General features: G+C 72.0%; 22 protein-coding genes. 3 read left to right on the top strand and 19 right to left on the bottom strand.

What is annotated here, in order from left to right; genetic code table 11:
* Positions 1-16: 16 nt before the first annotated feature.
* On the top strand, positions 17-493 hold the full coding sequence (locus Q7L73_RS23085; protein ID WP_304692567.1) for a cupin domain-containing protein: 477 nt from the start codon (positions 17-19) through the stop codon (positions 491-493).
* Positions 494-537: 44 nt separating this feature from the next.
* Here Q7L73_RS23085 and Q7L73_RS23080 read toward each other — a convergent pair whose 3' ends face one another.
* The 7 genes from Q7L73_RS23080 to Q7L73_RS23050 form a co-directional block, all read right to left on the bottom strand.
* On the bottom strand, positions 538-2520 hold the full coding sequence (locus Q7L73_RS23080; protein WP_304692569.1) for a glycerophosphodiester phosphodiesterase family protein: 1983 nt from the start codon (positions 2518-2520) through the stop codon (positions 538-540).
* A 164-nt stretch (positions 2521-2684) separates the two neighbouring features.
* Positions 2685-4187, bottom strand: coding sequence for a long-chain fatty acid--CoA ligase (locus Q7L73_RS23075; RefSeq protein WP_304692571.1), 1503 nt, complete (start codon positions 4185-4187; stop codon positions 2685-2687).
* A gap of 45 nt (positions 4188-4232) precedes the next feature.
* A complete protein-coding gene (gene rsfS, locus Q7L73_RS23070; RefSeq protein WP_304692573.1) occupies positions 4233-4610 on the bottom strand; it encodes a ribosome silencing factor in 378 nt (125 codons plus the stop codon).
* On the bottom strand, positions 4607-5230 hold the full coding sequence (gene nadD, locus Q7L73_RS23065) for a nicotinate-nucleotide adenylyltransferase (protein WP_304692575.1): 624 nt from the start codon (positions 5228-5230) through the stop codon (positions 4607-4609). Before nadD ends, rsfS begins: the two co-directional genes overlap by 4 nt.
* A 23-nt stretch (positions 5231-5253) precedes the next feature.
* Complete coding sequence (locus Q7L73_RS23060; protein ID WP_304692577.1) at positions 5254-6528, bottom strand: glutamate-5-semialdehyde dehydrogenase; 1275 nt, start codon at positions 6526-6528, stop codon at positions 5254-5256.
* Positions 6529-6571: 43 nt separating this feature from the next.
* A complete protein-coding gene (gene ilvB, locus Q7L73_RS23055) occupies positions 6572-8275 on the bottom strand; it encodes a biosynthetic-type acetolactate synthase large subunit (protein WP_304692579.1) in 1704 nt (567 codons plus the stop codon).
* Positions 8276-8589: 314 nt separating this feature from the next.
* A complete protein-coding gene (locus Q7L73_RS23050; RefSeq protein ID WP_304692581.1) occupies positions 8590-9825 on the bottom strand; it encodes an HAD family acid phosphatase in 1236 nt (411 codons plus the stop codon).
* A gap of 142 nt (positions 9826-9967) precedes the next feature.
* On the opposite strand from Q7L73_RS23050, the gene Q7L73_RS23045 reads away from it, so the two are divergent.
* Complete coding sequence (locus Q7L73_RS23045; RefSeq protein ID WP_304692583.1) at positions 9968-11770, top strand: hypothetical protein; 1803 nt, start codon at positions 9968-9970, stop codon at positions 11768-11770.
* A gap of 31 nt (positions 11771-11801) precedes the next feature.
* Here Q7L73_RS23045 and proB read toward each other — a convergent pair whose 3' ends face one another.
* The 5 genes from proB to Q7L73_RS23020 all read right to left on the bottom strand — a co-directional run bounded on the left by proB (position 11802) and on the right by Q7L73_RS23020 (position 17316).
* Complete coding sequence (gene proB / locus Q7L73_RS23040; RefSeq protein ID WP_304692585.1) at positions 11802-12893, bottom strand: glutamate 5-kinase; 1092 nt, start codon at positions 12891-12893, stop codon at positions 11802-11804.
* Positions 12894-12908: 15 nt separating this feature from the next.
* Positions 12909-13835 carry an arginase family protein gene (locus Q7L73_RS23035; RefSeq protein ID WP_304692587.1) on the bottom strand — a complete coding sequence of 309 codons (927 nt, stop codon included), beginning with the start codon at positions 13833-13835 and terminating at the stop codon, positions 12909-12911.
* Positions 13832-15115, bottom strand: coding sequence for a GTPase ObgE (gene obgE / locus Q7L73_RS23030; protein WP_304692589.1), 1284 nt, complete (start codon positions 15113-15115; stop codon positions 13832-13834). Before obgE ends, Q7L73_RS23035 begins: the two co-directional genes overlap by 4 nt.
* 91 nt (positions 15116-15206) lie before the next feature.
* The gene (locus tag Q7L73_RS23025) at positions 15207-16865 is read right to left on the bottom strand and encodes a catalase (RefSeq protein WP_304692591.1); all 1659 of its coding nucleotides are present in this window, start codon (positions 16863-16865) and stop codon (positions 15207-15209) included.
* A complete protein-coding gene (locus tag Q7L73_RS23020; protein WP_304692594.1) occupies positions 16855-17316 on the bottom strand; it encodes a Fur family transcriptional regulator in 462 nt (153 codons plus the stop codon). Before Q7L73_RS23020 ends, Q7L73_RS23025 begins: the two co-directional genes overlap by 11 nt.
* A gap of 146 nt (positions 17317-17462) precedes the next feature.
* Here Q7L73_RS23020 and Q7L73_RS23015 point away from each other — a divergent pair, with 146 nt between their 5' ends.
* Complete coding sequence (locus Q7L73_RS23015) at positions 17463-18155, top strand: SDR family oxidoreductase (RefSeq protein ID WP_304692596.1); 693 nt, start codon at positions 17463-17465, stop codon at positions 18153-18155.
* A gap of 89 nt (positions 18156-18244) precedes the next feature.
* Here the strand turns inward: Q7L73_RS23015 and rpmA are convergent, their stop codons facing one another.
* Genes rpmA through mreC form a run of 7 tightly spaced genes read right to left on the bottom strand, consistent with a single transcriptional unit; the run spans position 18245 to position 25409 of the window.
* Positions 18245-18520 carry a 50S ribosomal protein L27 gene (gene rpmA / locus Q7L73_RS23010; protein WP_304692598.1) on the bottom strand — a complete coding sequence of 92 codons (276 nt, stop codon included), beginning with the start codon at positions 18518-18520 and terminating at the stop codon, positions 18245-18247.
* Positions 18520-18855 (bottom strand): 50S ribosomal protein L21, encoded by a 336-nt coding sequence (gene rplU, locus Q7L73_RS23005; protein WP_370552430.1) that lies wholly within the window; start codon positions 18853-18855, stop codon positions 18520-18522. Before rplU ends, rpmA begins: the two co-directional genes overlap by 1 nt.
* A gap of 11 nt (positions 18856-18866) precedes the next feature.
* Positions 18867-20783: an Rne/Rng family ribonuclease gene (locus Q7L73_RS23000; RefSeq protein WP_304692602.1), complete on the bottom strand. Its 1917-nt coding sequence runs from the start codon at positions 20781-20783 to the stop codon at positions 18867-18869.
* Between the two features lie 15 nt (positions 20784-20798).
* Positions 20799-21995, bottom strand: a complete 1197-nt coding sequence (rodA, locus tag Q7L73_RS22995) for a rod shape-determining protein RodA (protein ID WP_304692604.1) — start codon at positions 21993-21995, stop codon at positions 20799-20801.
* Entirely contained in the window at positions 21992-23992 is a 2001-nt protein-coding gene (mrdA, locus tag Q7L73_RS22990; protein ID WP_304692606.1) for a penicillin-binding protein 2, read from the bottom strand. The genes rodA and mrdA overlap by 4 nt, the downstream gene beginning before the upstream one ends.
* Positions 23992-24576, bottom strand: coding sequence for a rod shape-determining protein MreD (gene mreD, locus Q7L73_RS22985; protein ID WP_304692608.1), 585 nt, complete (start codon positions 24574-24576; stop codon positions 23992-23994). Before mreD ends, mrdA begins: the two co-directional genes overlap by 1 nt.
* Positions 24573-25409, bottom strand: a complete 837-nt coding sequence (gene mreC, locus Q7L73_RS22980) for a rod shape-determining protein MreC (RefSeq protein ID WP_304692610.1) — start codon at positions 25407-25409, stop codon at positions 24573-24575. The genes mreD and mreC overlap by 4 nt, the downstream gene beginning before the upstream one ends.
* Positions 25410-25438 lie beyond the last annotated feature (29 nt).

The following is a 25438-nucleotide window of genomic DNA, read 5'->3' as shown; positions in this document are numbered from 1 at the left end:
CGAGGAGACCCTGCCCGTGTCCGCACGCCTGCGCCTTGCCCTGCTGCTCGTTCTCGCCGCGACCTTCGGCGCCGCCGCCAGTGCGCTGGCGCTGTCGGTCAAGCCCACCGCCGAGCCGGTCGTGCGGACGGTGCTGGCCGAGGACGTCGACCCGCCCGGCGCGCCCGGCCGCACGCTCGGCCTCAGCCGCGTGACGGTCGAGCCCGGGGCCCAGCTGGCGCTCCACCGCCATCCCGGCGTGCAGATCGCGAACATCGCGAGAGGGACGCTGACCTACTGGGTCGTCAGCGGCAGCGTCACCGTCCACCGCGGCGACAGAGCGCTGCGCACGATCAGAGCCGGCCAGCGCGGCGAGGTGCGCACCGGCGAGTGGATCGTCGAGCGCCCCGGCACGATCCACCACGCCGCCAACCGCGGCAAGGTCGAGATCGAGATCCTGATCGCGACGCTGTTCAAGGACGGCGCGCCGCCCTCGATACCGGTCAGAGGCTGAGTCGGGCGCCCGCCGCCTCCCCCGCGGCGGGCGCCCTTCGCGCCTCAGAGCACCCGTCTGCCGGGGAGCACCGTGTACGTCGAGGTGTGATCGCCGGAGGCGACGCGCACGCGCACGCGCTGCTTGCTCGACAGCGCCTGCTTGGAGCGCAGTCTCAGCGTCACGGCGCCGCGGCCGCTCTTGCTCGCGACGGCCTGCTTGCCGCCGCGGCCGAGCAGGCGAGCGCTCGCCTTCACGCGCGTCGCCTGCTTCGCGCTCGCGCGGGCGGCGGTTGCGTCGACCTCATCGGCAGCGTCACCGATGCCGACCGTGATGCGGCAGGTGACGCCTCTTCTTCTCGCCACATACCAGCAGCTGACGAGCACCGACGGGATCTCGCCGGGCTTGCCCTTGGGCCCGCGCGCGCCGGCCGGACCGGCCGGGCCGGCCTCGCCCGCGGGACCGGCCGGGCCGGGCTGACCCGCCGGGCCGGGCTCGCCGACCGGCAGCGCGACGCCGCTGCCGGCGAGCGCGACCGTCTGCTCGCCGTCGCCGAGGTTGCCGGCGAACGTCAGCGTGCCGGCGGCGGCGCCGAGCGCCTGCGGCGCGAAGCGGACGCGCACCGTGCAGGAGCCGCCGGCCGGCACGATCGCGTTCGTGCACGTGTCGCCGGACAGCAGGAAGGCGTCGGAGTCACCGCCGAGCTTCAGCGACGACAGCTCCAGCGCGCGGCCGCCGCGGTTGCTGACGACGACCGGCTTCGGCTCGCCGAGCGTGCCGAGCGCCTGCTCGCCGAAGGCCGGCGCGGCGATCTCGACGACCGCCTCGTCGCGCACGACGCGCAGGCGCGTCGCCGAGACGGCGGCGTCGCCGTCGAAGCGGACCTCGGCGCCGTTCCAGTCGCTCACGCCCGCGACCGCGTTCAGCGTCGCGCAGCCGCTGGCGGCCGTCGTGACCGTGCCGAGCTGGGCGCCGCCGGCGCTGACGACGAGCGTCTTGCCGGGGAAGCCCATGCCGTTGCCGCGGTTGACGAGGCAGGCCTGCTGCGGCACGCCGCCTGCGCGCTTGACCTTCAGCGCGGTGGCGACCTTGTTGCCGGTCGCAGCGACGACGACGTCGGGCTGGTTGGTCTGCACGCCGTCAGCGCCGATCGCGCGCGCGGCGAGGTACTGCTCGCCCTCCAGCTCCGGGCCCTGGTCGTAGGCGTGCGGCATCACGATGCCGCAGCCGTCGTGGATCGCGATGACCGACTCGGCCGTGTACTCCTCCAGCTTGGAACCGAAGACGCGCGCGATCGCGGTGATCTCGTTCATCAGGTACGGCGGCTCCCAGAGATCCCGGTTGTAGATCATTCTGGCGCCGGGCGCGGCCTGGAACATCTCCAGCGCGGAGCTGTTGAAGATCGACTTCTCGGTCAGCCCGTACTCGTCGACGAGCTGGGCGATCTGGCCGTGGTCGCCGGTCTTGATGTCCACCTCGACGCCGGCGCCGGCCTTTCTGGCGAGCGCGAGCACCTGCTCGAAGGTGGCGACTCTCGAGCCTCTGAAGGGCCCGCCGGCCCACGGCTCGTAGTCGGAGACGTCGAGCTGCTGGATCTCGGCGAGCGTCATGTCGGCGACGTCGCCGGTGCCGTCGGAGACACGGTCGACGGTCGAGTCGTGCCAGGCGATGAATCTGCCGTCCTTGGTCACGCGCACGTCGACCTCGATCACGTCGACGCCGTAGGCGAGGCCGGCCTCGTACGCGGCGAGGGTGTTCTCGGGCGCGAACGCGGTCGAGCCGCGGTGGGCCGAGATGAACGGCTTGTCGCTGCCCTGGTCGGCCGGAACCGCTCTCTCCCACAGCGCGGTGCGGTGCGGCAGGTTGCACGCGGGCTGCTGCGCCCACGGTCTCAGCACGGTGATCGCGCCACGGATGTTGGCGATCTGGTCGTCGATCGGGTCGGCGGACGCCGCCGGCGCGAGCACGCCCGCGAAGGTGGCGGCGGCCAGCAGCGCCGGAACGCCGAAGCGGGCGGCGCGGGGGCGCCGCCGCGAGGATGAGGACATCGAGGGGAACTCCTGATTGATTGGAACGGCGCTGCGCATCACAGCGCGCCGCCGTGCCAATTCCGTGACGCGCGCGTTACGCGCGTGTCACGGAACGGTCACCGCTGTGAAGCAGCGGTGACCGTCCTCCTACACGCTGTAGCAGAGCAACGTGCGGGCGCGGCTCATTGCTCCGCCGGCGCCTCGATCTCGCGCTTGAGGATCTTGCCGGTCGGGCCCTTCGGCAGCTCCGGCACGAGCCAGACGCGGCGCGGGTACTTGTAGGCGGCGACGCGCTCCTTGACGTACGCGCGCAGCTCGTCGGCGTCGGCCTGCGCGCCCTGCTTGAGCGCGACGGCGGCGCCGACCTCCTCGCCCCACTCGCTGTCCGGCACGCCGACGACCGCCGCCTCGGCGACCGCGGGGTGCTCGTAGAGGACCTCCTCGATCTCGCGCGGGTAGACGTTGTAGCCGCCGCGGATGATCATGTCCTTCTTGCGGTCGAGGATGAAGTAGTAGCCCTCCTCGTCGACCTTGGCGAGGTCGCCGGTGTGGAACCAGCCGTCTCTGATCGCGGCCGCGGTCGCCTCCGGCTTGCGCCAGTAGCCCTTCATCACGTTGTGGCCGCGGATCGCGATCTCGCCCATCTCGCCGGTCGGCAGGCCGTTGCCCTGGTCGTCGACGACTCTCATCTCGACGCCGCGGATCGGCGTGCCGATCGAGCCGACCTTGCGCGCTCTGTCGGGATGGTTGAAGGAGGCGACCGGCGAGGTCTCCGACAGGCCGTAGCCCTCCAGCACCTTCGCGCCGAAGACCTGGTCGAACGCCTTCAGCACCTCGCCCGGCAGCGCCGAGCCGCCGGAGACGCAGAGCCGCAGCGACGAGGTGTCGTATCTGGCGCGCACCTCGTCGGGCACCGAGATCAGCGCGTTGTACATCGTCGGCACGCCCTCGAAGACGGTCACCCTGTCGCGCTCGATGATCTCCAGCGCCTTGACGGGGTCGAACCGCGGCAGCAGCGTCAGCACGCAGCCGGCGGCGGTCGCGACGTTCAGCGCGCAGGTCTGGCCGAAGGAGTGGAACAGCGGCAGCGCGCCGAGGATCACGTCCTCCTCGCTGACCTGGATCAGCGTCTGCAGCGTCGTCTCGACGTTCGCCAGCAGGTTCCCGTGCGACAGCTCGGCGCCCTTCGGCGAGCCGGTCGTGCCGGATGTGTACAGCAGCACCGCCGTGTCGTCGTCGGCGACCTCGGCGACGGCGTGCTCGGGCTCGTGCCCGAACGCCGTCTGCGCGAAGTCGGCGCCGACGCGGATGTACTCGGCGCCGGCGGCGGCCGCGCCCGGCTCGGCGTCGGCCGCGAACAGCTCCCAGGCGAACAGCAGCTTCGCGCCGGAGTCCTCGAGGTAGTACTTCACCTCGCGCTCCTTCAGCAGCACGTTCATCGGCACGACGATCCCGCCGGCGCGCAGGATCGCGTAGTAGATCGGCGGGAAGAACGGGACGTTCGGCAGCATCAGCCCGACCCGGTCGCCGGGCTGGAAGCCCTTCGCCTTCAGCATCCCCGCGACGCGCGCGGAGCCTTCGGCGATGACGGCGTAGTTGAGCTCGACGTCGTCGAGCTTCACGGCGATCCTGTCACCGTGGCGCTCGGCCGTGTCGATCAACAGGCTCGCCAGATTGCGCCCCATGCTGCCTCCCGTCTCTTCCTCGTCTTCGTCAGTACCGGCGGCGGCTCACGCCTCGGCCACGCCGGACCCGATCGCGCGGGCGGGGGCCTCGCCCCACAGCTGCTCGAGCCGGTAGAACGCGCGCGTGTCAGGCGTGAAGAAGTGCACCACCACGTCGAGATAATCCATCAAGACCCACTGGGCTTGCGGCAGTCCCTCGACGCGGCGCGGCAGCAGGCCGTGTTCCTTCTTCATCCGTTCGTGGACGGCGTCGTGCAGCGCCTTCACCTGGCGGTCGGTGTTACCCGTCGCGATCACGAAGTAGTCGGCGTAGCCGAGCACCCCGCGCAGATCCAGCTCGACGATGTCGATCGCCTTTCTGTCGTCGGCGACCTCTGCGATCGCCTCGGCCAGATCGGCTCCGGTCAGTTCCTGTTGTGTCATATGTTCGTCACCTCCCCCCGCGTGCCACGGTAGAGCCCGTCGCGCTCGATCGCCGTCTGCACGGCGTCCGGCACGAGATATCTGATCGGCCGCCCGTCGGCGACCCGCTCGCGCACCAGCGACGAGGAGACGTCGATGCGCGGCATGTCGAAGAACCTGATCCGCTCCGCGCCCGCCAGCGGCGCCAGCTCGCGCTCGATCTGCGCCCGCTTGGCGCCGACGCGTTCGGCGACCGCGAGCGTCGCCAGCTCCAGCACCGCCTCCGGCTCGCGCCAGCTCGGCAGGCTCGCGGCCATGTCGCCGCCGACGATGAACGTCAGCTCCTCCTGCGGATTGTCGTCACGCAACAGACGCAGGGTATCGACCGTCCAGGACCGTCCCGGCCGGTCCAGCTCCGCGCGCGAGACGGCGAAGCGCTCGTCGCCCGCGATCGCCGCCTGGCAGAGCGCGAAGCGCTCCTCCGCCGACGGGTCGCCGTCGGCCAGCGCCTTGTGCGGCGGGACGCCCGCCGGCATCAGCACGACGCGGTCCAGCCCGAGCTGCGCGTGCGCCTCCTGCGCGCAGACGAGGTGAGCGAGATGCGGCGGGTTGAAGGTCCCGCCCAGGATGCCGACGCGCATCTGCGACAGCGGCGCGACGGCGCTCAGACGCGCACCTGACCGGTGCCCTCGATCAGGTACTTGAAGGTCGTCAGCTCGCGCACGCCGATCGGGCCGCGCGCGTGCAGCTTCTGCGTCGAGTTGCCGATCTCGGCGCCCATCCCGAACTCGCCCCCGTCGGTGAAGCGGGTCGAGACGTTGACGTAGACGCAGGCGGCGTCGACGCCGAGCTGGAAGGCGCGCGCGGAGTCGCTCGACTGCGTCACGATCGCCTCCGAGTGGCCCGAGCCGTAGCGGCCGATGTGGGCGATCGCCTCCGCGGCGCTGTCGACGACCTTGATCGCGATCGTCAGCGCGAGGTACTCGGTCTCCCAGTCCTCCTCGCCGGCCGGCGCGATCTCGACGCCGGGGCCGGCGAGCGCGCGCGTGCGCTCGTCGCCGCGCAGCTCGACGCCGGCCGCGGCCAGCGCCTTCGTCGCGCGCGGCAGGAAGGCGGCCGCCGCGTCGGCATGCACGAGCAGCGTCTCCAGCGCGTTGCAGACGCCGGGGCGCTGCGTCTTGCCGTTGAGCAGGATCGCCTCGGCGTCGTCGAGGTCGCCGCTGGCGTCGACGAACAGATGGCAGTTGCCGGAGGCGGCGTAGATCACGGGGACGGTCGCAACCGCCTTCAGCGCGTTCTTCAGCCCCTCGCCGCCGCGCGGGAAGATCAGGTCGACGACGCCGTCCTGCGTCGCCAGCTCGGCCAGCTCCTCGCGGCCGCCGCCGGCGACGAGCGAGATCGCGCCCTGCGGGACGCCGACCTCCTCGGCCGCCTGCGCCGCGATCTCGACCAGCACGCGGTTTGAGTGGATCGCGCTGGAGGAGCCGCGCAGCACGATCGCGTTGCCGGACTTGAGCGCCAGCCCGGCGGCGTCGATCGTCACGTTCGGGCGCGCCTCGTAGACGACCGCGACGACGCCGAAGGGGACGCGCACGCGGCGCACGTCGACGCCGTTGGGCAGGCGGTGGCCGTCGATCGTCTCGCCGACGGGATCGGGCAGCGCCGCGATCGCGCGCGTGCCGGCGGCGATCCCCTCGATCCGCTCGGGCGTCAGCGCGAGCCGGTCCAGCAGCGCGGCGCCGATGTCGTTGGCGCGGCCGGCCTCGAGGTCGAGCGCGTTGGCGGCGAGGATCTCTGACGTGCGGGCGATCAGCGCGTCGGCGATGGCGCGCAGGGCGCGGTCCTTGACGTCCGAGCCGAGCGCCGCGAGCGGCGCCGCGGCGGCCTTCGCTGCGATGCAGACGTCGGCGACGGAGGTGACGGGCGTGCTGATGGCCATCGCAACAGGGTACTCGACCCGCGCCAGCACGCCCGTCCCGGAATCAGCCGATCATCTCGCGCGCGGGGCCGCCCGGCTTGAACATCGGCAGGCAGTCGGCCTCGGGCGCGATCCGCACCTCCAGCAGCGACGGGCCGTCGGCGGCGAGCGTCTCGGCGACCGCGTCTGCGACCTCCTCCTGCTCGGTCACGCGGCGGCCGTCGAGGCCGAACGCCTGCGCCAGCAGCGGCCAGTCGGGCGACGTGCCGAGGTCGACCGACTGGCGCCGGCCGCCCCAGAACATGTCCTGCTGCTGACGGACCATTCCGAGCGTGCCGTTGTGCATCAGCACGATCTTCACCGGCAGCCGCTCCTCGACCGCCGTCGCCAGCTCCTGCACGTTCATCAGCAGCGAGCCCTCGCCGGAGACGCAGACGACCGTCTCCCCCGGCCGCGCGGCGGCGGCGCCGAGCGCGGCCGGCAGGCCGTAGCCCATCGTGCCGTGGCCGCCGCTCGTCAGCCACTGGCGCGGCTGCTCGAAGCGCAGCCGGTTGGCGGCCCACATCTGGTGCTGACCGACGTCGGTCGCGACGATCGCGCGGCCCTCGCTGGCGGCCTGGACGGCGTCGAGCAGGCCGTGCGGGTCGATCCCGTCGCCCGGCCCGCTGCCCTCAGACCACCCGGGCGCCGGCACGTCGAACGGCTCCGCCGCGCGCCACGCGTCGATCCGCTGCCACCAGGCGTCCAGCCGGGCCGTCGCGGGCTGCTCCGGCAGCGCCGAGTACGCCTCGGCGATCGCCGCCAGGCCCAGCCGCGCGTCGGCCGCGATCGGCACGTGCGCCGCGCGCAGCTTGCCGATCTCGCTCGGGTCGACGTCGAGGTGGATCACCTTCGCGTGCGGGGCGAACTGGTCCAGCGCGCCGGTGACGCGATCGTCGAAGCGGGCGCCGACGGCGATCAGCAGGTCGCACTCGTCGACCGCCCAGTTGGCCGTCTTCGTGCCGTGCATCCCGAGCATGCCGAGCCAGCGGCGGTCGGAGGCCGGGAAGGCGCCGAGGCCCATCAGCGTCGTCGTGACCGGCAGCCGCGCCAGCCGCGCAAGCGCCGCCAGCTCGCCCGCCGCCTCGGCGTGGACGACGCCGCCGCCGGCGTAGAGCACCGGCCGCTGCGCGGCCGCGATCGCCTGCGCCGCCAGCCGCACCTGCTTGCCGTTGGGCTTCGTGCGCGGCTGGTAGCCCGGCGTCTGCGGCGCGTGCGGCTCGATGTCGCGCGCCGGGCCGCGCGCGAGGTCGGAGGGCACGTCGACGAGCACCGGGCCGGGGCGGCCGGTGCGGGCGATGTGGAAGGCGTCGTGGATCGCCTGCTGCAGCTCGTCGGCCGACTGGACGGCGATCGCGTGCTTGACCATCGGCGCCGTCATGCCGATCACGTCGGCCTCCTGGAAGGCGTTCGTGCCGAGCAGGTCGGTCCGCACCTGGCCGGTCACGAAGACGGTCGGCGTCGAGTCCATGTAGGCGTCGCAGATCGGCGTCAGCAGGTTGGTCGCGCCGGGGCCGGAGGTCGCGAAGGCGACGCCGACGCGGCCGGTCGCGCGCGCGTAGCCCTGCGCGGCGTGGCCGGCGCCGGCCTCGTGGCGCATCAGCACGTGGCGGATGCGGGCGTCGACGAGCGCGTCGTAGATCGGCAGGTTGGCGCCGCCCGGGATCCCGAAGACGGTGTCGACGCCCTCGCGCTCGAGCGCCTTCGTCAGGGCGTCGGCGCCGCGCATCGTGCGCTCCCTTCATGACCGGCGATGGTGCGGGCGGTGGTGAGTACGACGAGCGTGAGACGCGGCATCTGGGGCTCCTGGGCGGTTCGGTGACGAGACGAGGATCCGCGCGCGGGCGCGGACGAGACGGGGCTGCGGCCGCCGCGGCGAGGCGGCGGCGCGTGGGCGGCGAGCGCGAGGCTCAGCCGGATACGCGTACGCCGACGAGGACGCGGTGGGCGTCCGTAAGTCGGTCGGCGTGCATGCGCGGGTGCGTCACGTCATCGATTGTGCCGCATAGGGCGGCCGGATGCCAGCCGGCCGCCCTGGGTGGGTCAGTCCAGCGTCGGGATGCGGAAGCCCTTCTCGTACCAGCCGCCGGCGATGTCGCTGCCGTTGTCGCCGACCATCGCGATCACCTCGTAGCCGCGGCGGCGCTCCAGCTCGGCCCGCTGCGACGCCTTCACGACGCCCTTGTCGGTGCCGTTCTCGGGCCGCATGTAGAGCCCCTCGACCTCGGTGTAGCCGGCCTCGGCGAGGTTTCTCTGCGTGATGCCGCGGTAGTCGTATCTGGTCAGGTCGATCCCGCAGAGGCCGATCGCGTCGTACGGCGCTCTGCAGAGCGAGCCGCTCTCGTACAGCGCTCTGTTGCTCGGGTCGGCGAGGATCGGGTCGAAGCGCGCGGTGATGATGAAGACCGACACCTCGTATCTGCGCGCCAGTCTGTACAGCTCCAGCACCGGGCCGAGCGCGATGCCGGTCCCGAGCGCCTGGTTGCGGATCGAGAAGAGGTCCTGGTAGTTCGCGGTGGGCGCGAACGCGTGGTAGTTCGAGAAGGCCGTCTCGTCGGCGTCGAAGCCGATCGCGAGCTTCTCGACGGCCGCGCACGACTTCTTCGTCACGTCCGGGTCGGGCGCCGGCGGCTGCTCGATCGGCGGGACGTCGTTGCCGAGGTCGGGCTTCGGCGTCGCCGGCGCGGGCGTCGTCGGGACCGGATTCGTGTTGCCGCCGGGCGCCGGCGTTCTGAGCGCCTTGTCGAGCGCCTTTCTGGCGGCGGCGAGCGCCTGCTGGGACTGCTTCAGCGCTCTGCGCGCCTTCGCCAGCGATCTGCGCAGCGCGGCCGTGTCGCGCTGAGCGCGAGCGAGTCTGCGCGACAGCGAGCGCACGCGGGCGCGGTCAGCGGAGACGGAGCGCTGCGCCCGCTTGACGGCGGTGCGCGCTCTCGCCGGCGTCAGCCGGACGGCGGCGACGGCCTCCGGCGCGGGCTCCGGGACGACGACGCTGTAGTCGGCCTGCGGGTCGGGGCCCGGATCGGCGCTGCCGACCGGGTAGCCGGCCGCCTCGCACGCCTGCGTCTGCTTCGCGTTCGCGGCGGCGCGGCGCGTGATCCACTGCTTGGCGGGATCGATCGCCGCCTTCAGCTCGGCGCTGTACGTGCCCGATTCGACGTAGGTCTGTCGCTCGGCGGGTGTCTTCGCCGCCGCGCTCCCCGGCAGCAGCGAGATCGCACCGGCGACGGTGACGGCTGCGCACGCGAACGCGCGCGCGGTGTTGCGGTAAGCCTGGTCCATCCCAGCAAGGTATGAGGCGGTCGGGCCAATTCTGTGACGGAGCGGTGAAGCGCCCACGCGCCATGTCAGGGGTCTTCACACGCCGCCCGGCGAGCGATCGAACTGCCGCGCTCCGGCCGATCGATCGACTACTTTCGCAGCAGTGGACAGACGCGTGACGACCGCACTGCAGCTGCTGGGCGCGCTGGCCGGCTTCGCCGCGCTCGCGACGCTCTCCGGCGGCGCCGTCCTGTGGATCCGCTTCGACGCGCTGCGGCTGCCGGCCGACCAGGCGATCGCGCTGCTGCCGAAGCAGCTGCTGCTGATCGTCGGCCTGCACGTGCTGGTGCTGCCGGTCGCGATCGCGACGGCCGCCGCCGCGCTGCTCGTGCTGCTGCTCTACCGCGACGCAAGAACGTGGTTCTGGTTCGCCTTCGGGCTCGTCGTGCTGGCCGCGCTCGTGACGGTCGTCGCACTGCTGCCGCCGCCGCTCGACGCGCCGCTCGGCTGGCTCGCGACGGCGGCGGTGCTGATCGTCTCCGGCCTGCTGCTGACGCTCGCGATCGTCTCGGGCCAGAAGCGCGCGCTCGCCGCCGCGCTGCTGACCGCCTTCGCCGTCGGCGGCGCGACGCTCGCGGTCGTGCGCACCCACGCCGACCCGCGGCTGGAGCCGGTCGCGCTGCTGCTCGACGGCAGACCGTCGAGCATCGCCGGCTTCTACGTCGGCCAGACGGCCGACAGCGTCTACGTCGCGCCGCTGCCCGGCCGCGGCGCCGCCGACGACCCGTTCGCCGACGCGCCCGTCGACCGCATCGCCGAGATACGCCGCAGCCGCGTGCTGGCGCTCGTGCTGCGCGCGCCGACCGGGCTCGGCGGCGACGACGACGGCCGCGAGCAGGCGCGGGCGCTGCTGGCCGACCTGCGCAGCGCGACCGAGGCGCCCGGCGGCGGCGCCGGTGCCGCCGTCCAGGCGGTCGATCCGGTCGCGACCTTCGCGCCGCTCGTCAGCCTCCACCGCAAGGAGCGCTCGCTGCCGACCTCGGCCGACGAGCTGCTCAGACACGCGACGCTGGTGTGGAAGCAGGACGGCTGCGACGCCGTGACGGTGCGGCCGATCGACCCGGCGCGGCTGGCCGGCGCCGCCCCCTACGCCCACCACCCGGCGGCGAGAGGCTGCGGCGAGGATCCGCGTGCGCCTGCGATCACCGCCGCCGACCACACGCGCCCGTTCGACACGAAGGACCGCCCGCCCGGCCTCGGCCCGCGCGAGGGCTTCGCGATCGACGTCGACAACGCCTGGCGCACGCCGCCGGCGAAGGTCGAGCGGGTCGGGCCGCAGGAGACGCTGAAGGGCGCGCCGGTCTACGTCGAGCAGGGGCGCGACCCCGACACGGGCGGCCTGCGCATCACCTACTGGTTCTTCTACGGCCTCAGCCAGCCGCCGGGGCCCGGCTCGGTCACGAGCCATCTCGAGCACGAGGGCGACTGGGAGCGGATCAGCGTGCAGCTGAGAGACGACGGCGGCGACCGCTGGACGCCGCTGTCGGTCCGCTTCCACACCCACGACGAGTCGCGCGACGTGCCGTGGGCGTCGGTCCGCAAGGTCGACGGCGACGGCGGCACGCACCCGTTCGTCTACAGCGCGCTCGGCAGCCACGCGACCTACTGGGCGGCCGGCGCCTACGAGTCGCTGCCGAAGGTCGGCGGCACGCCGGTCAAGCTGCCGATCTTCGACCGCGCGAGCGCCTGCACCGACTGCCCGCAGTGGCGCACCTGGGAGCAGGTCGTCGACGTCCGCACGCGGCCCTGGTACGGCTTCGGCGGCGCCTGGGGCAAGATCGGCGACATCGGCGGCACGACCGGGCCGCTGGGCCCGTCGCGATGGAAGATCCGCGACCCGCACAACTCGCCGACGGCGACCGTCCACCGGCCGCTGACGCCGACGCCGGTCGCCACGGGCGACTGACGCGGCACGCCACCGCTCCGCGTCCGGCCGCCTAGTCCAACACGAAGTAGTCGCGGTGGATCGCCTCTTCGGAGGCGCGCGGCAGCAGCTCGCGCGCCTGCGCCGACTTCATCCCCGCGACCCGTCTCAGCTCTCTGGCGGCGAGGTTGACGATCCCCTTGCCGACCTGCTCGCCGTCGTGCAGCACGAGCACCGCGTCGCCGACGTCGAACCTGCCGCTGACGCCGACGATCCCGACCGGCAGCAGCGACGTGCCGCCCTCGCGCAGCGCCCGCGCCGCGCCGGCGTCGACCTCCAGCTCGCCGTGCGACGGCTTCGCGTACTTGAGCCACAGCTTGAAGCTGGAGTACGACGCCTCGCGCGCCGGGAAGCGCGTGCCGATCGCCTCGCCGGCCGCGGCGGCGGCGATCACGCCGGGCGTGCGGCCGTTGGCGACGACGGCGGGGATGCCGGCGGCGGTCGCCATCTCGGCCGCGACGACCTTCGAGCGCATCCCGCCGGAGCCGAGCGTCGAGGTCGTCTGGCGGATGTCGAGCGTGCGCAGCTGCTCGAAGTCCTCGACCAGCGGCACGATTCTCGCGCTCGGGTCGAGCCGCGGATCGGCGGTGAAGAGGCCGTCGGTCGAGGTCAGCAGCACGAGCAGCTCGGCGCCGAGCAGGATCGCGACCTGGGCGGCGAGGAAGTCGTTGTCGCCGAAGGAGATCTCGTCGGTCGTCGTCGTGTCGTTCTCGTTGATGACCGGCACGACGCGCCAGTCGAGCAGCCGCTGCAGCGTCTGACGGGCGTTGAGGTAGTGGGTGCGGGCGCTGATGTCGAAGAAGGTCAGCAGCACCTGCGCGGTCGGCACGCCCTTGCCCGTCAGCAGCTCGTCGTAGACGCGGTAGAGCTGGCCCTGGCCGACGGCGCTGGCGGCCTGCAGCTCGTCGATCGCGCGCGGGCGCATCCCGAGGCCCATCACGCCCATCCCGCGGGCGATCGCGCCGCTGGTGACGATCACGACGTCGGCGCCGGCGCCGTGCAGCGTCGCGGCCTGCTCGCAGACCTCCTCCAGCACCTCGCGGCGCGGATGGCCCGCGTCGTCGCAGACGATGCTGGAGCCGAGCTTGATGACGACGGTGCCCATGAGCGACCCGGGAGCTTATTCGGCCAGCAGCCGCCCGAGCAGCTCCACGACGCGGCGGGCGTGGGCGCCGTCCGGGTCGAGGTCGGCGCGCAGGTCGCTGGCCGACAGGCCGATCAGCGCCGGCGAGGCCGTCAGCGGCTCCAGCAGCTGCTCCAGCTCGCCCCAGCTGAGCCCCTGCGGCTGCGGGTAGCTGACGGCCGGCAGCTCGCGCTCGTCGAGCACGTCGAGGTCGAGGTGCAGCCAGGCGGCCGCGCGGACGCCGTCGTCGGCGCGCTGGTCGGCGTGCGCGGGCGGCGCCTCCAGCCGCGCCGCCGCCTCGGCGCCGACGGCGCGCGGGCCGGCGGCGACGATCGCCGGCGCGTCGCGCCACCAGACCGTCTCGTCCATCAAGGCGAGGTCCTCGTCGTTGCCGGGGTCCATCCCCCGCGGCCGCAGGCCGAGCACGACCGCGCGCGCCGGCGGCAGCAGCGGCGCCGGCAGCGGCGCGGCCAGCTCGACCAGCGCCGCCGGGCCGCGGCCGCAGCAGATCGCGAAGTCCATGTCGGCCGCCTCGCCGGTCGGCGAGCTGTCGCCGTCCATCGCGTCGGGATGGCCGTCGACCATCCACAGCCCCGGTTCGAGGCCGGCGACGCGGGCGCCGGCGAGCGCGCCGGGCAGGAAGCTGCAGTCGCCGCCGAGCACGAGCGGGCGGCGCCCCTCGCGCAGCACGGCCGCGACCGCGTGACGGACGGCCTCGTTGGCCTTGAGAACCGCCGCGTAGGCGATCACGCCGGTTCTGGGGTCGCGGACGGGCGGGCGCAGCAGCGGGGTCACGTCGCCGCGGTCGCTCGTCGCGCCGACGGCGGCGGCGATCCCGGCCGCGCGCAGGGCGGCCGGCGCCAGCTCCTCCCCCTCGCCCGCGGCCGCCGAGTCGAGCGGCGCGCCGATCAGCGTCCAGCTCACGACGGGTCCAGCTCGAAGATGATCCCGCCGATGTGGACGTCGTCGCCGGCGATGAAGCCGGCCTCCTCCAGCGCTCTGATCACGCCGATCGAGCGCAGCCGCATCTCCAGGTAGGCCATCGCGTCCTCGTTCTCGACGTCGTATCTGGCGACGAGCCGGTCGACGCCCTCGCCGATCACCTTGAAGACGCCCTCCTCCAGCTCCTCGACCGTGAAGCCGCGCGGTCTCGCCGGTCTGAAGACGCGGTGCTCGGCGAGGTCGTCGACGACGGCGACCTCGGCCGGCGGCGTGATCGGCACGTGCGCCAGCAGCGCCTTGCGCAGCTCCTCGAGCCCGTCGCGGGTGGCGCTGGAGGTGCGGATGATCGGCACGTCGGGCCCGAGCTGCTCGCGCCACAGCTCCTCGGCCGCCTCGGCGTCGTCGGGCGTGACGAGGTCGGACTTCGACAGCGCGAGGATCCGCGGCAGCGCCGCCAGCCGCGCGTCGTGCGCCTTCAGCTCCTGCTCGATCGTCGCGTGGTTCTCGAACGGATCGGAGCCGTCCAGCGGCGCGAGGTCGAGCACGTGCACGAGCAGGCGCGTGCGCTCGACGTGCGCGAGGAAGTCGTGGCCGAGGCCGGCGCCGTCGCTGGCGCCCTCGATCAGCCCCGGGATGTCGGCGATCACGAGCTGGCGGTCGTCGGCCTGGATCGTGCCGAGCACCGGCGAGAGCGTCGTGAACGGGTAGCCGGCGATCTTCGGCCGCGCGGCCGTGATCGTGCTCAGCAGCGACGACTTGCCGGCGTTCGGGAGGCCGACGAGGCCGACGTCGGCGAGCAGCTTGAGGTGCAGCTCGACCCAGCCCTCGGTGCCGGCGGGGGCCTTCTCGGCGAACCGCGGCGCCTGCCGCGTCGGCGTCGCGAAGTGCTTGTTGCCGCGCGCGCCGGAGCCGCCCTTGGCGACGATCGCCCGCTGGCCGGGGACGACGAGGTCGTGGCGGGTGCCGTCCTCCAGCTCGACGACGGTGCCGGGCGGGACTCTCACGACGAGGTCGTCGCCGTCGGCGCCGTGGCGCAGTCTGCCCTGGCCGTGACCGCCCTTGCGGGCCTTGAAGTGGGCGGTGCGGCGGAAGAACTGGAGGTCGCGCAATGAGTCGTCGCAGAGCAGGATCACGTCTCCGCCGCGGCCGCCGTCGCCGCCGTCGGGGCCGCCCATCGGCACCCCGGCCTCGCGCCGGAAGGACATGCAGCCGTCCCCGCCGCGGCCGGCCTGGACGTGGATTCTCGCGCGATCGGAAAGCACCCCTCAATCCTGGCACAGCGCTGCGCAGGGCGAGTTCCACGGCGTCGCGCTGAGCTGCGCGACGCGCGTGGGAGCTCGCGGGGCGTCGCTGCTAGACCTCTGCCGGCTGCTCGGCGTCGGCGAGCGCGATGCGCTCGTTCGGCACGCAATGGGTCATCACCAGGCGGCTGACGTCGCGCGGGCCGTTTCTGCCGAGGTTGTCGAGCCGTGCCTGCTCGACCGGGCCCCAGCCCTGGGTCGGGACGGGACGGAGGTGCCTGACGTCGTCGGCCGAGATGCCGAGCGCGTCGCCGACGCGCGCACCGAGCTCGTCCTCGCACAGCAGGAAGTGCCACACCATCCGCTCCTGGATCGCGCGGTCGCACTCCTCGAGCTTCGCGACGAGGTTGGCGACGAGGTCGTCCTTCTCCCACTGCTCGGAGAGCAGGTAGCGCTCGCCCGGCTGCTGGTAGTCGTTCGTGCGCTCGATCCGCGCCCGCGTCAGCTGCCCTTCGATCACCGGCCCCTGCGTCTGCTGCGCCGGCTCGTCGGCCTCGCGCAGACCCGCTCGCAGCGACGGCTCGTAGTTGATCGACGGATCGGCGCCGTAGCCGTCGACGCCGTACGCCATCGGCGCGTCGCGCTGGTTGGTGTTGACGCCGTGCGCCGCGTGTCTGGGCTGGTTGACCGGCAGCTGCAGGTAGTTGGGGCCGACGCGGTGGCGCTGCGTGTCCGAGTAGGAGAAGGTGCGGCCGACCAGCATCTTGTCGTCGGAGAAGTCGAGCCCGTCGACGAGGACGCCCGTGCCGAAGGCGATCTGCTCGCTCTCGACGAAGAAGTTCTCGGGCGCGCGGTCGAGCGTCATCAGGCCGACCGGGAGCAGCGGGAAGTCCTGCTCCGGCCAGGTCTTCGTGTCGTCGAGCGGGTCCCAGTCGAGCTCGGGATGGTCGCGGTCCTCCATCAGCTGCACGTTCAGCTCCCACTGCGGATGGTCGCCGCGCGCGATCGCGTCGTAGAGGTCTCTCGTGTGGACGCCCAGCTCTCTCGCCTGCGCCACGGCGGCGTCATCCTCGGTCCACGACTGGACCGGCTGTCTCGGCAGCCAGTGGTACTTGACGAGCTTCGTCTCGCCGGCCGCGTTCACCCACTTGTAGGTGTTTACGCCGAAGCCCTGCATGTGACGGTAGGAGGCCGGGATCCCGCGCGGTCCGAACACGAGCGTGACCATGTGCAGCGCCTCGGGCGACTGCGACCAGAAGTCGAAGACGCGGTTGGCGACCTGCCGCTCGAAGGTGACGGGATCGGGCTTCTGCGAGTGGATGAAGTCGGGGAACTTGATCGCGTCGCGGATGAAGAAGACGGCGAGGTCGTTGCCGACGAGGTCCCAGTTGCCGTCCTCCGTGTAGAACTTGACGGCGAACCCGCGCGGATCGCGCACCGCCTCCGACGAATCGCGGCCGCCGGCGACGGTCGAGAAGCGCACCGCGACCTCGGTCCGCTTGCCCTGCTGCTGGAACAGCTTCGCGCGGGTGTGCGCGGCGATCGGCTCGTCGCCGACCGTGCCGTAGGCCTCGAAGACGCCGAATGCGGTCGCGCCGCGCGCGTGGACGACGCGCTCCGGCACCCGCTCGCGGTCGAAGTGGGCCATCTTCTCCAGGAACTGGTAGTTCTCCAGCGTTGCCGGCCCGCGCGCGCCGATCGAGCGCAGGTTCTGGTTGTCGGCGACCGGATGCCCCTGGCGGGTGGTCAGCACTCTGCGGTCATCGCTCATCGGTCGTGTCCTCTCGTGGGGGATGGTCGGTCGCGCGGCAGCCGGAGCAGACGCCCCAGTACGTCACCTCGACCTCGTCGAGGCGGAAGCCGGGCGGGGCGGTCGCCGGGTCGAGACAGGGCGCGCGGCCGGTCGCGCAGTCGACGTCGTGGGTCTCGCCGCAGACGCGGCAGACGAGGTGGTGATGGTTGTCGCCGGTGCGCGCCTCCCAGCGGGCGGGTGCGCCGGGCAGCGCGATCCGCTGCGCGAGGCCCGCCGTGCGCAGTGCTTCGCAGACGTCGTAGGCGGCCTGCTTCGACATGCTCACCCCGCGCGCACGGACACGCTCGATCAGCTGGTCGACGCGCGGGTGGTCCGCGGAGGCGGCCAGCACGCCGAGCACGGCGGCGCGCGATGCCGTCACGCGCAGGCCGGCGCTGCGAAGGCGTTGCTCGGCGACGTCGACGTCCATGCCGCTTTCCGCTACCCGACCGAGCCCAACTCCAGACTGAGTCCAGATCGACCGGTCACCCGTCCGACCGCCGTCGACGGCGGGCGAGCCGAGCGCGCGCCGCCTCGATCGGGGAGCATCGACGGCATCCGACCTTGGAGGCATCCATGCCCGATCCCGTCTTCCTGATCACCGGCGCCTCGACCGGCATCGGCGCCGCGACCGCGCGCCACGCCGCCAGAGCCGGCTACCGGCTCGTGCTGGCGGCCCGCTCGCAGGGGCCGCTGGAGCAGCTCGCCGCGGAGCTGGGCGGCCCCGAGCGCGCGCTCGCCGTCCCGGCCGACGTGACCGAGTGGGAGCAGCAGCAGGCGCTCGTCGCGCGCGCGCTCGACGCCTTCGGCCAGCTCGACGTCGTCTTCGCCAACGCCGGCTTCGGCGCGCCGCGCGGCTTCCTCGAAGGCGATCCGGAGCAGTGGAGAGCGATGGTGCTGACGAACGTGCTCGGCGCCGCCTACACGATCCGCGCCGCGCTGCCGGCGCTGAAGCAGAGCAGAGGCCACCTGCTGCTGACCGGCTCGGTCGCCGGCCGCAAGGCGATGCCCGGCTCGCTCTACTCGGCGACGAAGTGGGCGGTGACGGCGATGTCGGAGGCGGTCCGGCAGGACCTCGACGGCAGCGGCGTGCGCACCACGCTGCTCTCCCCCGGCGCCGTCGAGACGCCGTTCTGGGACACGAGCGCCCCGGGCGCCGCGCCGCTGACCGACGACGACGTCGCCGAGGCGGTGATGTGGGCCGTCTCGCGCGCGCCGCACATCGACGTCAACGAGATCCTGATCCGCCCGACCGAGCAGGAGCGCTGAGGGCCCGCGCGCCGGCGAGCGCCGCGCCCCGCAACGACGAAGGGCCCGGCGCAAGCCGGGCCCTTCGCAAAGCTGATGTGGCGGGGTCGCTACTCCGTGGGAGAGGCGGCGACCTCGACCGGCAGGATCGAGATCACGCGGCCGCGACGGCCTTCTCTGAAGTCGACCTTGCCGGCCGCCTTCGCGAAGATCGTGTCGTCCTTGCCGATGCCGGTGCCTTCGCCCGGCTTGAATCTCGTGCCGCGCTGGCGAACGATGATCTCGCCGCCGTACACGGTCTCGCCGGCGAACACCTTCACGCCGAGGCGCTTGGCGTTCGAGTCACGGCCGTTGCGGGAGGAGCCGAGGCCCTTCTTATGCGCCATTACGCAGCCTCCGTCTTTCTGGCGGCGGCGCCGGCCTTGATCGTCGTGATCTCGATTCTGGTCAGATCCTGACGATGGCCGTTGCGGCGCTTGTAGCCGCGCTTGGGCTTGAACTTGACAACCCGGAGCTTCGGTCCGCGCTCGTGGGCGACGATCTTCGCCTCGACCGAGACCTTCGAGAGGTCGTCGCCGTCGAGGATCTCGTCGTCACCGCGGTAGAGCAGCGGCTGGAGCGGCACCGTGGCGCCCTCGTCGGCGGCGAGGCGCTCGACGAGGAGGTACTGGCCCTCTTCGACGCGGTACTGCTTACCGCCGGTCTTCACGATCGCGTACATGGATTCTCTGGTCACTCGGTCGCAGCGGAAGAGTCCGCCGTTGCACGGGAACGGCGCCGTCCGCCTCTGCGGCCGCGGCGCCGAGCAGATGAGTCTACGCCATCTGCCGATTCGCCGCCGTCTTCCTTGTCCGCCGTGGCGGACGGGCCGCCGTCGACGAGCGTCGCGGTCGCCGCCGTGCGGCCGACCTCGTCGATCCGCACCAGCCGCTTCTCGCCGACATGACGGCCGCCGCCGGTGACCGAGACGATGTAGCCGTCGATCTTCGCGACCGCGTCGTCGACGTTGTACATGTGCGGCTCGACGATCGAGACGAGCACCTCGTCACCCTCGCGGAACGGCAGCGCGCGCTCGGCGACGTCGTCGCGCGAGCCCTCGTAGGTGATCGCGAAGTGGTCCAGCGGAAGGCCCTCGGAGCCCTCGAAGTGGAACCACTTGCCGGTCTCCTCCTCCAGCGAGCGGAGGATGCGGGCGCCGTTGCCGGTGAAGATCGCGCCGACGCGCGGGTTGATCTGCAGCAGCAGCGCCTCGGACTCGTGCTCCTTGGCGAGGTCGCGCAGTCTGCGCTCGAAGTCGATCGCGATCGTCTCCTCGGAGCGGATCACGCCCTCGCCGCCGCACGTCGGGCAGTGGCGGGTCATGATCTCGCGCACGCCCTCGGTGACGTTCTGGCGCGTCATCTCGACCAGGCCGAGCGGCGAGATCTCGACGACGAACGTCTTCGTGCGGTCCTCGTCGAGCGCCTTGCGCAGCGTCTTCAGCACGGCGTCGCGGTTACGCGCACGGGCCATGTCGATGAAGTCGATGACGATGATGCCGCCGATGTCGCGCAGACGCAGCTGGCGCACGGCCTCCTCGGCCGCCTCCAGGTTCGTTCTCGTGATCGTGTCCTCCAGCCGCGCGCCTCTGCCGCGGCCGATGAACGAGCCGGTGTTGACGTCGATGACCGTCAGCGCCTCGGCGTAGTCGACGATCAGGTAGCCGCCGCTGGGCAGGTCGACGCGTCTGGTGAGCGTCCCCTGGATCTCTCTCTCGACGCCGTAGCGGTCGAACAGCGGCGCCGGCTCCTCCCACAGCTCGACGCGGTCGACCAGCTCCGGCGCGGTGCGCGTGAAGAACGAGACGAGCCGCTGGTACTGCTTCGGGTCGTCGACGACGGCGCGCTCGAAGTGGTCGGAGAAGACGTCGCGCACGACGCGGATCGAGAGGTCGGCCTCCTGGAAGACGAGGTCGGGCGCCTGCGTCTCCTCGACGCGCTTGCCGAGCACCTCGTTGAGCTTGAAGAGGTACTGCATCTCCCGCTCGAAGTCCTCGCGTCTGGCGCCGTAGGCGGCCGTGCGGATGATCGCGCCGCCGCCCTGCAGGTCGAGTCTCGCGGCCTCCTTGCGGAGCCGGTCGCGCTCCTTGTCGGGCAGGCGCCTGGAGACGCCGACGCCCTCGCCCTGCGGCGTGTAGACCATGTAGCGGCCCGGGATCGTCAGCTCCATCGAGAGCCGCGCGCCCTTCGTCTTGAGCGGGTCCTTGACGACCTGGACGACGACTTCCTGCCCCGGTCTCAGCAGCTCGTGGATCTTCTGGCCGTCTCTGCCGCCGCCGCGGCCGCGCTTGGCGACCTCGACGCCCGGCAGCACGATCTCGTCGACGTGCAGGAAGCCGTTCTTCTCCAGGCCGATGTCGACGAAGGCGGCCTCGAGGCCGGCCAGGACGTTGTCGACCTTGCCCTTGTAGATGTTGCCGACGATCGAGCGAGCGCCGCGGCGCTCGAGGTACAGCTCGGCGACGCGGTAGCCGGCGGCGGGGTTGGCCGGCTTGCGGCGCCGGCGACCCGATCTCGCCGGTCTCGTCGGGGCGGCGACGTCTCCCGTCGCCTCGAGCAGCGCGACGCGGGTCTCTCCGCGGTCGACGCTGACAAGCACTTGCTTCTTCACGATTGGGTCATTCCCTCATGAAAGGACGAGCCCTCGGCCCTTCGATCCTTGTGCGATCCGAGCTTGGACGTGGATCGACTGGAGAAGGCCGAGAGCGATGAATGTTGTCAAGTAGGAGGCTCCGCCGTAGCTCATCAGCGGGAGCGTGACGCCGGTGATCGGCATGATCCCGATCGTCATTCCGACGTTCACGAGAAGCTGGTACATCAGCATCGCGAGAATTCCTGCCGCGATCAGCGTCCCGAACAGGTTCTTCGCCATCGTCAGCAGCCGCACGGTGCGCCAGATCAGCAGCGCGAACAGCGACAGCACGGCCGCCGCCCCCGCGAAGCCCCAGCGCTCGCCGACGACGCTGAAGATGAAGTCGGTGTGGTGCTCGGGGAGGAAGTTGAGGCCGGTCTGGGTCGCTCTGTCGAGCCCGCGGCCGGTCTTCTCCCCCGAGCCGATCGCGATCTTCGACTGGTTCAGCTGGTACGTCGTCTCGTTGTTGCTCTCGTTCGGGTGCAGGAAGCCGGTCAGGCGGTCGACCTGGTACGGCTTCAGCAGGTCGACGCCGACCGCCGGGGCGACGCCCAGCACGAACACGAGCGAGACCGCGAACAGCGCTATCAGGCCCATGATGTGGCGCCCCGGCGTGCCGGCGATGAACAGCATCGTCAGCGCCGCGACGACGTAGACGGAGGCCGAGCCGAGGTCCGGCTGCACCATCACGAGCGCGGCCGGCGCGAGCGCCAGCAGCATCAGCCGCGCCGTCGTCTCGCGTTCTCCGAGGCGGCGGTAGCGATCGACGATGAAGCCGGCGAGCGCCACGATCAACAGCACCTTGCCCAGCTCCGACGGCTGGAATCTGAAGAATCCGAGCCCGATCCAGCTGCGCGCGCCGCGCGTCGCCGCGGCCAGCAGCAGCGTCAGCACGTTGAGCCCGATCATCAGGCCGTAGACGCCGATCTTGAACTCGCGCAGGCGCGAGTAGTCGAAGCGGCTGATCACGACCATCAGGATCGTGCCGATGACGGCGAAGGCGATCTGCCGATGGGCGTAGAAGTTCGGGTTGCCCGCTATGTCGGTGCGCGTCGAGCCGCCGATCGCGATCACCGAGATCACCGCCAGGCCGATCGCCGCCAGCAGCAGCAGCGGGTCGAACAGCAGGCGCGGCCCCGACCCGCCGCGGGTCGTGCGCTCGACGCTGCGCTGTATCGGTGTCGCGCTCAATACGACGCCGATCTGCCCGCGACCGCTTCGCCGGCTCTGCCGTAGAACCACTGCGACAGGATCTGCCGCACCGCCGGCGCGGCCGCCTGCGCGCCGAAGCCGCCGTTCTCGATCACCGCGGCGACGACGATCGGCCGCTCCGCGTCGGGCACGTAGGCGACGTACCACGACTGGTCCGGTCTGTTGGTGATCTGGGCGGTGCCGGTCTTGCCGTAGACGGGCTTGCCGAAGCCCTGGAAGACGTCGACCGAGGTGCCGCCGGACTGGGTCGTGGAGTCGAGCAGGCCCTGACGGATCGTGTCGATGTCCGGGACGTCGATTCTGCGGACCGGTCTCGGCGATATCCGCTGCTGCACGCGGCCGTCCTCGTCCAGCACCGACATGCCGATGTGCGGCCGCACGATCGTGCCGCCGTTCTCGATCGCGCCGTAGGCGACCGCGAGCTGCAGCGGCGAGGCGAGGAAGTCGCCCTGGCCGATCGCGAGCGAGACGTTGTCGCCGATCGTCCAAGTGTCGTCGAGGAAGGCGTAGTTGCAGTTCGCGACTCTTCTGACGCGCCGGCATCTGCGCTCGGCCGCCTTCAGCGCATCGCTCGATCTCGAGTCGGGCACGACCCCTCTCATCTCGCCGCCGAGGTCGATCCCGCTGCGCTCGCCGAAGCCGAAGTCGCGCGCCCATCTCTGCAGCTCGCCGCCGCGCGGATGGGTCGCCGGATCCTCGTTCAGTCTCGCGCCAAGGTCGTAGAAGAAGGTGTCGACCGAGACCGCCAGCGCCTTCTCCAGGTTGACCGAGCCGAATATCGCGCCGCCGGCGTTTCTGCGTATCTGCGTGCCGCTTCTCCACGTGCCGGTGTCGTTGTAGTACGTCCCCGGCGTGATGATCCCGGAGGCGAGCGCGGCGGCCGCCGTGACGATCTTGAAGGTCGAGCCGATCGCGAAGCCGCCGCTGATCGCGCGGTTGAAGAGCGGTCTGTTGGCCGACTCCGAGGTGAACTTCTGCTCGTAGACTCTCGTCGGGATCGGTCTGGTGAAGTCGTTGGGGTCGAACGTCGGGTTGGAGCCCATCGCCAGCACCTCGCCGTTGCGCGGGTCAAGCGCCACGAAGGCGCCGCCGTCGGCCGGGTTGCCGTTTGCCTGCGCCATCGAGATGCCGGTCGCCAGCGCCTGCTGGCCGACGCGCTGCAGTCTCGAATCGATCGACAGCTGCACGTCGCTGCCCTTCACGACCGGGACCTCTCTCAGCTTTCTCTTCGGCCGGCCCTGCGCGTCGACCTCGATCCGCTGCGCGCCGTTGGTCCCGCGCAGGTACTTGTCGTAGGTGTACTCCAGGCCGCTCTTGCCGACGATCGAGCCGCCTCTGACGCCTCTGAAGTTCGCGTCTCTGAGCCCGTTCTCGTCAATCTGGCCGACCGTCCCGAAGAGGTGGGCGCCGACCGTCTTGAACGGGTACTCGCGCAGCCAGGCGTTCTGTATCTCCACGCCGGGGAACTCGCCCGCGCGCTCGGCCAGGTAGGAGTAGACCGGGCGCGAGGCATCCGGCTCGACGACCACGTCGGCATACGGCGTGACCGCCGCCTGCTGGTCGATCGTGCACTCCAGCGGCATTCTTCTGAACGTTCTTCTGCCCAGTCTGCATCTCTCGGGCCTGGTCGACTCGCCCAGCACACGGCTCAGTCTTCTCAGCAGCGCAAGCCGCGGGCCCTCGTCCTCGGGCAGCCGCTGCGGCGCCACCGTGACCGCGACCGCGTTGCGGTTCTCGACCAGGACGGTGCCGTTGCGGTCCAGCAGCTCGCCGCGCGGCGCCTGCACCGTCACGTCGCGGACGCGGTTGCTCGACGCCTGCGCGAGGTACTGATCGCCCGAGAGCACCTGCAGGAACCAGAGGCGGAAGAAGATGATCGCGAAGATCGCCAACGCGATCCCGCCGAGGATCGCGACGCGCATCGCCAGCTGCGGCGACAGCTGGCCGCCGGGACGCTGATCGGGCGGATCGATCATCAGCGGCTCCCCTGCGACGGTCGCGAGAGCGGCGAGAGGCCGCCGGTCGTGTAGGCGCGGCGGCGGCGCCGGCGCGGGTCGTCCGGCAGCGCGCCCTCGACGACGCGGCGCACGAGCGCGTGGACCGGCAGCGCGAACAGCGCGCCGAGCAGGATCGCGACGACGACCTGGCGCAGCAGCAGCCAGCTGACCGGCGCGTCGACGCCGAGCAGGAACTGCAGCAGCGCGAAGCCGACCGTGGCGATCGCCGTCGCGGCGGCGCCGACGAAGACCGGCACGAGCCCGTGGGCGGGGTCGCGCAGCTCGCGGAAGCGGCCGGCGGCGTAGCCGATCAGGATGTACAGCAGCGAGGTCACGCCGAGCGTCTGCACCAGCGCGAGGTCGACGAACAGCCCGATCGCGAAGCCGAAGACCGCGCCCGGCAGCGAGCCGGCGACGAGCCCGACGGAGGCGACCAGCAGCGGCGCCAGGTCGATGCTGACGCCGAAGATCGTCACCTGCGAGACGGCCGCGATCTGCACGATCACGGCGACGAAGCCGAGCGCCGCGAGCCGCAGCGGGAGCTGCCAGTTGGTCTCGCTCATGGACCTGCCTGCGCGCGGGCGGTTCCGGCGGCGCCGCTGTTGGTCAGCACCTGGACGAAGTCGAGGTGGCGGAGGTCGGCGAGCGGCGCCAGGTGGATGCGGTTGTCTGAGGCCAGCTCCTCGGGATCGACTCTCGTCACCGTGCCGATCGGGATCCCGGGCGGGTAGGGCGAGTCGAGTCTGGTCGCGATCGTGCCGGAGGTGACGACGATGTCGTTGACTCTCGCCTCCGCTCTGCGCGGCAGCTGGCTCATCTGCAGGTCGAGCGGGTCGCCGAGCGACGGCCGCACGAGCCCGAGGTCCTGGCTGCGCGCCAGACGCGCGCCGACGGTGCTTCTCTGGTCGGTGATCAACGTCACGATCGAGGCATTCCCCGTCGCGGTGCTGACGTGACCGACGAGGCCGCTGCCGGAGATGACGGCGTCGCCGACGCCGACCCCCGCACCGGTGCCGACGTCGATCCCGATCGTGTCTCTGAAGAGGTTGTTCGGGTTGCGGAAGGTGACACGACCCGTGACAGGTGTGTACGCGTCGGTGTCGTATCTGTCACCGAGACCGACGAGGCCGCGCAGCTGTCTGTTCTCGGCCTGCGCCGTCTGGAGGCCGACGACGTCTCTGAGCAGGCGGTCGCGCTGCGCTCTGAGCTGGTCGCGCTCCTTCTTGGCGTCCATCGTGTCGCCGAACCAGCCGAACAGGTCGCGGGCCGGCTTGAGCGCGCGGCTGGCGCCCTCCTGTATCGGCGACAGGACCGCTATGACCCCGCGCTGCACGCCGTGGAGCGGGCTGCCCTCGTCCTCGCCGAAGTATGCGGTGAGGAGGATCAGGGAGACCACGACGAGCACGATGAGCGTGACTCGTCGGC

The sequence above is a fragment of the Conexibacter sp. CPCC 205762 genome, from assembly GCF_030646155.1.
Classification (GTDB): domain Bacteria; phylum Actinomycetota; class Thermoleophilia; order Solirubrobacterales; family Solirubrobacteraceae; genus Conexibacter.
The sequence above is the reverse complement of the archived record's forward strand: the minus strand, read 5'-3'. Positions and strand labels throughout refer to the sequence as shown.